Origin of the sequence: Asanoa siamensis, assembly GCF_016862555.1 — a bacterium.
GTDB lineage: Bacteria > Actinomycetota > Actinomycetes > Mycobacteriales > Micromonosporaceae > Asanoa > Asanoa siamensis.
Window position 1 is genome coordinate 57,286 of sequence record NZ_BONE01000016.1, and the last position, 9,993, is coordinate 67,278.

The 9,993-nt window shown below is 74.4% G+C and carries 10 protein-coding genes; 7 read left to right on the plus strand and 3 right to left on the minus strand.

The window, feature by feature from the left end:
- The first annotated feature begins 22 nt into the window (after positions 1-22).
- From Asi02nite_RS12455 to Asi02nite_RS12475, 5 genes are read left to right on the plus strand one after another with little or no spacing between them, the layout of a single operon-like run.
- Positions 23-598, plus strand: coding sequence for a biotin transporter BioY (locus Asi02nite_RS12455; protein WP_203712683.1), 576 nt, complete (start codon positions 23-25; stop codon positions 596-598).
- On the plus strand, positions 595-1,821 hold the full coding sequence (locus Asi02nite_RS12460) for a class I adenylate-forming enzyme family protein (protein ID WP_203712685.1): 1,227 nt from the start codon (positions 595-597) through the stop codon (positions 1,819-1,821). Before Asi02nite_RS12455 ends, Asi02nite_RS12460 begins: the two co-directional genes overlap by 4 nt.
- Positions 1,814-2,935 carry a thiolase family protein gene (locus tag Asi02nite_RS12465; protein ID WP_203712687.1) on the plus strand — a complete coding sequence of 374 codons (1,122 nt, stop codon included), beginning with the start codon at positions 1,814-1,816 and terminating at the stop codon, positions 2,933-2,935. The genes Asi02nite_RS12460 and Asi02nite_RS12465 overlap by 8 nt, the downstream gene beginning before the upstream one ends.
- Positions 2,932-3,618: an energy-coupling factor ABC transporter ATP-binding protein gene (locus tag Asi02nite_RS12470; RefSeq protein ID WP_203712689.1), complete on the plus strand. Its 687-nt coding sequence runs from the start codon at positions 2,932-2,934 to the stop codon at positions 3,616-3,618. The genes Asi02nite_RS12465 and Asi02nite_RS12470 overlap by 4 nt, the downstream gene beginning before the upstream one ends.
- The gene (locus tag Asi02nite_RS12475; protein WP_203712691.1) at positions 3,615-4,211 is read left to right on the plus strand and encodes an energy-coupling factor transporter transmembrane component T family protein; all 597 of its coding nucleotides are present in this window, start codon (positions 3,615-3,617) and stop codon (positions 4,209-4,211) included. Before Asi02nite_RS12470 ends, Asi02nite_RS12475 begins: the two co-directional genes overlap by 4 nt.
- 3 nt (positions 4,212-4,214) lie before the next feature.
- Here Asi02nite_RS12475 and Asi02nite_RS12480 read toward each other — a convergent pair whose 3' ends face one another.
- The 3 genes from Asi02nite_RS12480 to Asi02nite_RS12490 all read right to left on the minus strand — a co-directional run bounded on the left by Asi02nite_RS12480 (position 4,215) and on the right by Asi02nite_RS12490 (position 7,356).
- On the minus strand, positions 4,215-5,441 hold the full coding sequence (locus Asi02nite_RS12480; RefSeq protein ID WP_239126666.1) for a phosphatidylserine decarboxylase: 1,227 nt from the start codon (positions 5,439-5,441) through the stop codon (positions 4,215-4,217).
- A gap of 119 nt (positions 5,442-5,560) precedes the next feature.
- Positions 5,561-5,887: a hypothetical protein gene (locus Asi02nite_RS12485; RefSeq protein ID WP_203712694.1), complete on the minus strand. Its 327-nt coding sequence runs from the start codon at positions 5,885-5,887 to the stop codon at positions 5,561-5,563.
- Complete coding sequence (locus Asi02nite_RS12490; protein WP_203712695.1) at positions 5,884-7,356, minus strand: PspC domain-containing protein; 1,473 nt, start codon at positions 7,354-7,356, stop codon at positions 5,884-5,886. The genes Asi02nite_RS12485 and Asi02nite_RS12490 overlap by 4 nt, the downstream gene beginning before the upstream one ends.
- A 154-nt stretch (positions 7,357-7,510) precedes the next feature.
- On the opposite strand from Asi02nite_RS12490, the gene Asi02nite_RS12495 reads away from it, so the two are divergent.
- Together Asi02nite_RS12495 and Asi02nite_RS12500 are read left to right on the plus strand one after the other, a co-directional pair.
- The gene (locus Asi02nite_RS12495; protein WP_275410316.1) at positions 7,511-8,773 is read left to right on the plus strand and encodes a PspC domain-containing protein; all 1,263 of its coding nucleotides are present in this window, start codon (positions 7,511-7,513) and stop codon (positions 8,771-8,773) included.
- A gap of 7 nt (positions 8,774-8,780) precedes the next feature.
- The gene (locus Asi02nite_RS12500; RefSeq protein WP_203712697.1) at positions 8,781-9,452 is read left to right on the plus strand and encodes a response regulator; all 672 of its coding nucleotides are present in this window, start codon (positions 8,781-8,783) and stop codon (positions 9,450-9,452) included.
- The last annotated feature ends 541 nt before the right edge of the window (positions 9,453-9,993 follow it).

The following is a 9,993-nucleotide window of genomic DNA, read 5'->3' on the forward strand; positions in this document are numbered from 1 at the left end:
CGTTCAGGAGGGGGAGGCTTCAGTGGACCGACGCGGGCTCGACACGCGGGACGTCACCCGGATCGTGGCATTCGCGGCCATCCTGGCCGTCCTGGGTCTGCCGGGCGCCATTCCCATCGGCGGGTCCGTGCCGATCACGGCACAGACCCTCGGCGTCATGCTCGCTGGCGCCGTCCTCGGCGCGTGGCGCGGCGCCGCCGCCGTCGTCCTCTTCCTCGCCCTCGTGCTCGCCGGCCTCCCGCTGCTCTCCGGCGGCCGAGGCGGCGCGGGCGTGTTCGTCGGCCCCTCGGCCGGCTACCTGTTCGGCTGGATCCTCGGCGCGTTCGTGGTCGGCCTCGTCGTGCGGCTCGGCGGCCGGCGCCCCGTCTGGTGGCGCACCGCGGTCGGCTGCTTCCTCGGCGGCGCGCTCGTCGTCTACGCGATCGGCATCCCGGTGCAGTCGATGGTCACCGGCCTCGGCCTGCGCGAGACCGCCGTCACCAGCGCGGCGTTCCTCCCCGGCGACCTGCTCAAGACGGTTGCGGCTACGGTCGTGACGATGGCGCTCTGGCGCGCGTACCCCCGCGCATTCGGCAACCCCACCCGGGTACGGGCGTGAACCTCGTCTGCGGCGACACCACCCTGACCGCCGCCGAGCTGACGGACCGGATCGCCGCCGCGCGGTCGGCTGTCGACGTGCCGGGCCGGGCCGTCGCGGTCCGCCACCCCGACCGGGTGACCGCGCTGGTCACCGCCCTCGCGGCGCACGACGCCGGTGGTGTGCCGCTGGTCGGCGACGACCGGTGGGACGACACCTACTGGGCCGGCCTGCGCGGCCCGGTCGAGGCCGCGTCGCCGCGACCGGGCCTGGGCTGGGGGACGTTCACCTCGGGCAGCACCGGGGCCCCGCGGATGATCGCGCGGACCGCCGCCTCCTGGGCGGCCTCCTTCCCGGCGATCGAGCGGCTGACCGGCCTGTCCGCCGGCGACGTGCTCTATCTGCCGTCGCCGCTGGTCTCCTCGGTGACCATGTTCTCGGTCGCGCACGCCCGCGCGCTCGGCGCCACCGTCCTGCTGCCCCGCACGCACACCGTCTCCGGCACCGACCTGGCTCGGGCCACCGTGCTGCACGGCACCCCGTACGCCCTGCGTGATGTCCTCGAGTCCGGCGCCGCCCACCGCCTGCGGGTGGCGCTCGTCGGCGGCGCCCGCCTCGACCCCGAGCTGCGCGCGCGGGCCGCCGCGCAGGGGATCCGGGTCGTCAGCTACTACGGCGCGGCCGAGCTGTCCTTCGTCGCCGTCGACGAGGACGGGCTGGGGCTGCGCCCCTTCGACGGCGTCGAGATCCGGGTCGACGACGGCGTGCTCTGGGTCCGGTCGGCCTACTTCGCCGCCGGCTACCTGGGCGCGGCCGCCGGCCCGCTGCGCCGCGACGACGCCGGCTGGGCCACGGTCGGCGACCTCGTCGAGAGCGGCACCGACGAAACGCTGCGGCTGCGGGGCCGGGGAGACGGCGCCATCCTGACCGCCGCCGCGACCGTCGTACCCGAGGACGTCGAGGCCGCCCTCCTCGGCATCGAGGGCATCGCGGACGCCGTCGTCTTCGCGCTGCCGCACGAGAGGGCCGGCGCCCTGGTCGCAGCGGTGATCGAGACCGAGCCCGGGCAGCGCCCGCCCAGCGCGCGCGAGCTGCGCGCCCGGGCCGGCACGCTGTTGACCGGCACCCACCGGCCGCGCCGCTGGTTCTGGACCGACCGGCTGCCGCGCACCGCCACCGGCAAGCCGGCCCGTGAGCAGATCCGGCACGACGCGATCGAGGGTCGGGTGGCCCGGATTGGTTGAGCCGACCACACCGGTCGTCGTGGCCGCGCGGCGTACGCCGATCGCGGTCAAAGGCGGCGCCCTCGCCCACCTGACCGCCGTCGACCTCGCCACCCCGGCGCTCCGGGCCTGCCTCGAGGACCTCGCGCAGCCGGGCGACGTCGTCCTCGGCAACTGCATGGGCCCCGGCGGCAACCTCGCGCGGGTCGCCGCCCTCGCCGCGGGACTCGACGTGACGGTGCCCGGCATGACCATCGACCGGCAGTGCGGCAGCGGGCTCGCCGCGATCATCACCGCCGCCGAGCCGATCCGCGCCGGGGACGACCGGCCGCGCCTCGCCGGCGGCGTCGAGAGCTGCTCCACCGCGCCGACCCGGATCGCCGACGGCGTAGCGTACGCGCGGGCGCCGTTCGCGCCGTCCGGGCATCCCGACCCCGACATGGTCCGGGCCGCGCAGGATCTCGCGGTTCACGACGGCATCACCCGCGAGCGCCAGGACGCGTACGCGGCCCGCAGCCACGAGCGAGCCGTCCACACGCGAGCGTCCGGCGGTTTCGCCGCGGAACTCGTCCCCCTCGAGACCGACGACACCGGGCCCCGCGCGCGCATCCCCGCCATGCTCGGCCGCTTCCCGGCGCTGTTCCCGGACGCGGCGGACGGCGGCACGCTGACCGCCGGCAACTCCTGTCGCGACAGCGACGGCGCCGCCGCGGTCGCGCTCGTCCCGGCCGCCGGCCGCGGCGACCGCCCCGGTCTCGCCCTGATCGCGACCGCCACCGTCGGCTGCGACCCCGCGCTGCCCGGCCTCGGCCCCGTGCCCGCCGTCGAGCAGCTGATGAAGCGCGCGGGCCGCGACCTCGGCGACGTCGCCGCCATCGAGATCGTCGAGGCGTTCGCGGCCCAGGCCCTGGCCGCCCTCACCCGGCTGGGAGTGGCCGACGACGACCCCCGGGTCTGCGCCGACGGCGGCGCGCTCGCCCTCGGCCATCCGTGGGGCGCCAGCGGCGCGGTCAGCGTCGTGCGGCTGTTCAGCCGGCTGGTGCGGGCCGGCGCCCCGGCCGGCACGCTGGGCCTGGCCACCGCGGCCGTCGGCGGCGGCCTCGGTGTGGCCGCGCTGTTCGAGGTGGTCCGGTGAGGGAGATCGAGCTGACCGCGGTCACGGTCGAGTTCCCCGGCCGGGTCGCGCTGCGCGACCTGTCGGTGCGCCTCGACCAGCAGCGGATCGCCGTCATCGGCGCCAACGGCTCGGGCAAGTCGACCTTCGCCCGTACGCTCAACGGCCTGGTCACCCCGACCTCCGGCGAGGTGCGGGTGCACGGCGTCGACGCGGTCCGGCACGCCCGCCAGTTGCGCCGCCGGGTCGGCTTCGTGTTCAGCAACCCGGACACGCAGATCATCATGCCGACGGTCGCCGAGGACGTGGCGTTCTCGCTGCGCGGCCGCGGCCTGTCCCGTGCGGAGATCCGCGAGCGGGTCGCCGACGCGCTGGCCCGGGTCGGGCTCACCGAGTACGCGGAAGCGCCCGCGCACACCCTCTCCGGCGGGCAGAAGCAGTTGCTCGCCCTCTGCGCGGTGCTGATCGGCGAACCGAGCCTGGTGGTGGCCGACGAGCCGACCGCCTACCTGGACGCCGCGAACAGCCGGCGCATCGCCCGGTTCCTGCTCGACGAGATGCCGCAACAGCTCGTGCTGGCCACCCACGACCTGCGCCTGGCCGCCCGGTGCGAGGTGGCGCTGCGGTTCGAGGACGGCCGGCTGGTCGACCACGGCGACCCGGGGCCGGTCATCGCCCGCTATGAGCGGGACCAGGACCAGTGATCTCCCTCTACCGGCCCGGCAACAGCCCGCTGCACCGGCTGCCCGCCGGCCCGAAGCTGCTGGTCGTGATGGCCGCGGCGCTCGGCATCTCGCTGACCCCGCCGAGCCCCGCGCTGCTGGCCGGGGCGGCCGTGGCGGTGACCGGCGCCTACCTGCTCGCCGGTCTCGGGGCCGCCGAACCCGCCCGGCAGGCCTGGCGGCTGCGCTGGCTGGTGCTGGTGGTGGCCGTCAGCCAGGTCTTCTTCCTGCCGGCGCTGACCGTCGTCGCCAACGTCGTCCGGGTGGTCGTGGTGATCCTGCTGGCCAACCTGATCACCCTGACGACGCCCACCGGGCTGCTGGTCGACGCGATCGAACGCGCCCTCACCCCGCTGCGCCCGCTCGGCGTCAACCCGAGCCGGGTGGCCCTGATGCTGTCGATGACGATCACCACGATCCCGGTGATCGCGGGGTTCGCCGCTCAGATCCGCGAGGCGCAGCGGGCCCGGGGCGTACCCGTGGCACCGCTGGCCTTCGCCGTACCTCTGCTGATCATGACCATGAAGCACGCGGACGACCTGGCCGACGCCCTGACGGCCCGCGGCATCGACTGAGAGTCAGCGCCAGCGCGCGATGATCGACGCGCCGCCCACGACCCGGTCGCCCGGCGCCACCAGCGCGTCGGCCGTGCCGGCGGGCAGGTAGACGTCGGTGCGCGAGCCGAACCGGATCAGGCCGAACCGCTCGCCGCGGGCCAGCAGGGCGCCGACGGGCGCACGCTGCACGATCCGGCGGGCGATCAGGCCGGTCCGCTGCGCGACGACGACGGTGCCGCGGGTGGTGTCCAGCACGGTGTACGCGGCCACGTTGTGCTCGGCCGCCGGGTTCATCGCCGCCGCGTAACCGCCGTCGGTGACGAAGTAGTCGACCACCTTGCCGGCCACCGGGCTGCGGTTGACGTGCACGTCGAGGACGGAGAGGAAGACCGCGATCCGGAGGAACTCACCGTCGCCGAACCGCTCGTCGGTCACCGTCTCGACCGAGAGGACCTTGCCGTCGGACGCGGCGACCACGGCCGACGGGTCTTCGGGGACGTCCCGCTCCGGGTCGCGGAAGAACGCGGCGACGGGCAGGGCGGCCAGCGCCGGCACCAGCCACAGCCGCGACGACGGCCGCGACCGGCGGGCGAACGCGGCCAGGCCGAGCGCGATGCCGGCGGCGGCCACGCCGTTGGAGTCGATGTGCATCGTGCGCGTCAGCGGGATGCTCGACGGCCGGTAGGCCGGGGCGAGCCGCTCGGCCGACGCGGCCTCGGCGGCGGAGAACCGCAGCCGGTGCACCCGCACGGGCGGCCGGTTGGCCAGCACCAGGTCGGAGCCGACACCGAACAACGCGGACTGCCGCTCGAGCTCGGCCGCGGCCCCGCCGGTCAGGCCGGGCAGCGCGGGCGCGGCGACGGCCAGCACGCCGCCGTCCGCGAGATATTTGGCCAGCCCGTCGATGGTGGCCCGGGCCTCCTCGGCGGTGCCGGCCAGCGGCTCCGCCACGATCACGAACTGGGCGGGGTCGGCCTCGCCGACCGACTCGGCAACCCGGACCCGGTCACCGACCCACTGCCCCTGCTGGTGCACCTCGGCGCGCAGCTCGGCACTGGTCGTGCCCGCGCCGGGGGTGACGACCAGGGCGTCACCCGGCAGCAGGGCGTCGAACGCGGCCCGGAGCACCGCCGACCCGGGCGCGGCACCGACCACCAGGGCGGTCTTGGGGCCGGCGTGGCGGGCGAGCTCGGCGGTGAGCGTGCGCGCGGCACGCTCGCCGACGTGGTGCGCGGGGGAGGCGGTCATAGCGGGCTGGCTCCTCAGCGGTCGGGATCGATGGCCGGGCGGCGCGCGGGGTGGACACAAGCGGCGCTGGCCGGCGGAGGCGACAAAACCTCCACCGGCCAGCATAGGTGCGCGGGAGCCTAGTCGTGGCTTTGGCCGCGCGGGGGAGGGGAGGTGGGCTCGCCGAGCTCGACGGTGCGGTCGCCCACGGTCGCCGGCTCGAGGTCGGGATCGTCGACCGGTGCGGGGGCCGCCGCGGCCGCGCGCTGCGCGGCGTTGGCGTTGGCGGCCGACCGGATCGCGCCGATCAGGCCCAGCAGCCCCAGCAGGATCAGGCCGAACGCGACCCACCAGCCGGCGGCCGGCACGTTGACGTGCACGACCTGGGCGAACACCCACCAGCCGAAGATCGCCAGGAAGATGACGGCGAAGGTCAGCGACAGCAGGTCTGTGCGATGCGGCTTCATCGGGACACCTCCACGCGGCCGGTGTTGACCTGGATGGTCAGGCGCAGCGTGCCGCCGCCGACGCCGTCCGGCCCGTTGTCCTCGACGGTCAGCGACTGGGCCAGCCCGCTGAACGAGCGGTCGAAGATCTGCGCGTCGCCGGCGTCGACGTTGACGTCGGTCACCACGTCGACGTTGTCCGGCAGCCGCACCTCGAGCTCGCCGGCGTTGAGGTTGACGTTGACGTCCCGGGTCTGACCGGTGAAGTCGAGGTTGGTCAGGTCCAGCCGGGCGTCGCCGAACGGCAGGCGGTAGTTGGTGCGCAACTCGTTCATCGTGCGCGGCTCCCAGACCGCGTCGCGCGGCCCGATCCGGTCGTGGTCGACCTGATACTCCGCGATCGAGGAGATGCCCAGGGCCGCCGCGGCGACCAGGCCGAGCGCGATCAGCCAGCGGGCCCGGCCCAGCCAGGCGCCGACCAGCAGGCCGAGCGCGACGGTGAGCAGCGCGGCCGCGAAGTAGGTGGTCGGCCGCACCCGGAACACGTTGAGCAGGTCGAACATCGCCACGATGCCCATCGCCACGAAGATCATCGAGAACGTCGCGGCGCCCAGCGCGGAGCGCTCCTTGGGCGGCTTCGGGGGCTTGGCCGGCCGCGGCGGTGCGGGCGGCGGCGGGGGCGGCGGGCCACCGTACGGGCCGTAGGGCGCGAACGGGGGCTGGTAGCCCTGCTGGGGCGGGTACGGGCCGGCCACCGGCGGGAACTGCGCGGTCGGCGGCGGCTGGTCGTACGCCCGGGTCGGCTCGTCGACGGCGACCGGCGGCGGCCCGGCCGGCGCGGCCGGGACGGGACCGGGCGCGGGCACCGCCGACGCCATCGGCGCGGTCGGCTGTGCCGGGGCCGCCCGCCACGGCGAGGGGCCTGCCCAGGGCGAGACGGTCGACCAGCTGAAGCGGTCGTCGACCGGCCCGGACGGCACGGGCTGCGACCCGCGCTGGTTGCGGTTGAGCAGCAACGCGCCTCCGATCAGGATGGCCACGCCGAGCACCACGGCGCGGAAGGGGTCGGTGACCAGGAAGCCGAACAGCACCGTGCAGGCGACGCCGAGGATGATCGCGGTCACCGGGGACATGCTGGAGCGGCCCTTGCCGAGCACCGACTCGATCGGCGACGCGGTGTCGCCCTCGCCCGGGATCAGCAGCCACGCGGTCACGTAGAGCAGCGCGCCGACCGCGAAGAACAGGGTCAGCACGGCGAACAGCACGCGCCACAGGATCGGGTCGGTGTTGGTCGCCCGGCCGATCGCCGCGCAGACCCCGGCGAGGTAACGCCCGCTGTGCGGCCGGGTCAGCCCGTACCGCGTGGCGAAGCCCGCCGGACCGGGCGCGGTGCCGGCGCCGGGGGGTGGCGGCGGCGGTGGACCGGGCGGCGGCGCGGCGGCCTCGTCCGCCGGGCGCGCACCGGCCGGTGTCTCGGGGGTCTCGGTCATAGCGTCGATATTCGCCGCCCGGCCGCCCGAGCGACCTCCGGACCCGACCCTGAGCGCACCCTGAGAAATCCGACGCCCCAGGTTAGGGGGCCTCCCCGTGGTCGCCGGGCCGGAGAACGTGTGACCATCGGATCACCCAGGAAGGAGTTTCGCCATCACCGCTCCGATCGCCGCCTCGCGTCTCTACCGCGCTCGCGACCGTCGCATGGTCGCCGGCGTGGCCGCCGGCATCGCCGAGCACCTCGGCATCCCGGCCTCGCGGGTACGCGTGGCGTTCGTGTTGCTCCTGGGGTTCAGCGGGCTCGGGCTGCTCCTCTACGCCGCCTTCTGGGCCGTGCTCCCGCAGCGCCCGCGCGGCCCCGGCGACCAGGTCCGCCGGGGCTGGCCGCAGGTGCTGCCCTTCCTGCTGATCGGCGTCGGTGTCCTGTTCAGCCAGGGCCTCCTGCTCAACTCGGTCGGGGCCGCAGCGACCGGAGGCTGGCTGATCGCCCTGGTCGCGGTCGGTGCCGGGGTGATCTGGCACCAGTCCGACCCCGAGCGGCGCCGGCAGTGGAGCGAGACCCTGCCGCAGATGCCCTGGCTCGGGGCGGTGGTCGACGAGAGCGACCGGCGGGCCTTCCTGCTCCGCTTCATCGGCGGCGGCGTGCTGGTGGCCACCGGCATCATCGGCGTGGTCGCGGTCTACGCGCCCGCCGGGAACATCGGCGCCGTCGTCAACGGCGTGATCTTCGCGCTGGTCGGCCTGTTCGGCGTCGCCGTGGTCGCCGGCCCCGCGCTGTGGCGCACGTTCAACCAGCTCCGCGCCGAGCGGGAGGGCCGGATCCGCGAGACGGAGCGCGCCGAGGTCGCCGCCATGGTGCACGACCAGGTGCTGCACACGCTCGCCCTGATCCAGCGCAACGCCGGCGACGTCAAGGTGGTCCAGCGGCTGGCCCGCGGTCAGGAGCGCTCGCTGCGCAACTGGCTCTACAAGCCGACCGCCTCGCCGACCGAGCGCTTCGCGGCCGCCCTCGAGCAGGCGGCGGCCGAGGTCGAGGACACCTTCGCGATCACCGTGGAGACCGTGATCGTCGGCGATCGGGAGACCGACGAGCGGGTCGGCGCCCTGGTCGCGGCCGCCCGGGAGGCCATGGTCAACGCCGCCCGGCACGCCAAGGTGCAGACCGTCTCCCTCTACGCCGAGGTCGAGCCGGACCAGCTCAGTGTCTTCGTCCGCGACCGGGGCACCGGATTCGACCCCTCTACAGTGGAAGACACCCGGCACGGGGTGCGCGGCTCGATCATCGGCCGGATGGCCCGCCACGGCGGCCGGTCGGAGATCCGCAGCGAGCCCGGCACCGGCACCGAGGTGCGGCTGTTCCTGCCGATCGCCCGGGCGCCCCAGAGCTCGATGACCAACGCCAGCAAGGACAGGTGAGCCCCAGATGAGCGAGAACCCCACGCCGACCGACGCCCCCGAGGCGTTGCGGGTCTTCGTCGTCGACGACCACGCCATGTTCCGCGCCGGTGTCCGGGCCGAGCTGGCCGGCCGGGTCGACGTGATCGGCGAGGCCAGCACGGTCGCCGAGGCGGTCAGCCGGATCAGCGCGCTGGAGCCCGACGTGGTCCTGCTCGACGTGCACATGCCCGACGGCGGCGGCCGCGCGGTGCTGGAGGTCGTCCGCCGGACGCATCCGCAGGTCCGCTTCCTGGCGCTGAGCGTCTCCGACGCCGCCGAGGACGTGATCGGCCTGATCCGCGCCGGCGCCCGGGGCTACGTCACCAAGACCATCTCCTCCGAGGAGCTGGCGGCCGCGATCCGCCGGGTCGCCGACGGCGACGCGGTGTTCAGCCCGCGGCTGGCCGGTTTCGTGCTGGACGCGTTCGCGAGCCGCTCCGACACGGCGGTCGCCGACCCGGAGCTCGACCAGCTCACCAACCGCGAGCGCGAGGTGCTGCGCCTGCTGGCCCGGGGCTACGCCTACAAGGAGATCGCCAAGGAGCTGTTCATCTCCATCAAGACGGTGGAGACGCACGTGTCCAACGTGCTGCGCAAGCTCCAGATGTCGAACCGCTACGAGCTCTCGCGCTGGGCCGCCGACCGCCGCCTGGTGTAAATTTCAGATATACCCATATTTGCTCGGGTTCGCGGTGGTCCGGACCGTCGCTCCCGCCAGACACCGCTCGCTGCGCTTCGCTGCGGCCTCCGCGGTGGGGCACGGCCCATTTGTGAACGTCTTGTTTCGCGTTCTTGTGCGCGCCGGCCCGGTGTGTTGATCTAGGTCGCGCGACCGCCGCCGGACCGCACCTCTGCCGGCCTCCGGCCGCAAGGCACCACCCCAATGTTCCCCCATTCGTGCAACCTAAAATCTCCGCCGACGCGTCTCGTCATCTGCACGGAGCGTGCCGGAATGATGGCGGGTGGCTGTTGGGCTCAGCCGGAGAACATGGCAAATCGGTCCTAATCGGTCCCAGCGACGGTGGCCGATATGGTCCGATTTGCGCTGCCTTCCGTCTGATGTGCACAGTCGATTCGCTGTTACACCTGACTGCCCGTTCACTGCCGTCACTGTTATCTGAACGATGCATTCGACTATTCCGAAGTCGCTTCATGACGGCTAGCTTTTGCCGAACAGGCGAAGCGACCCTTCGTCCGAT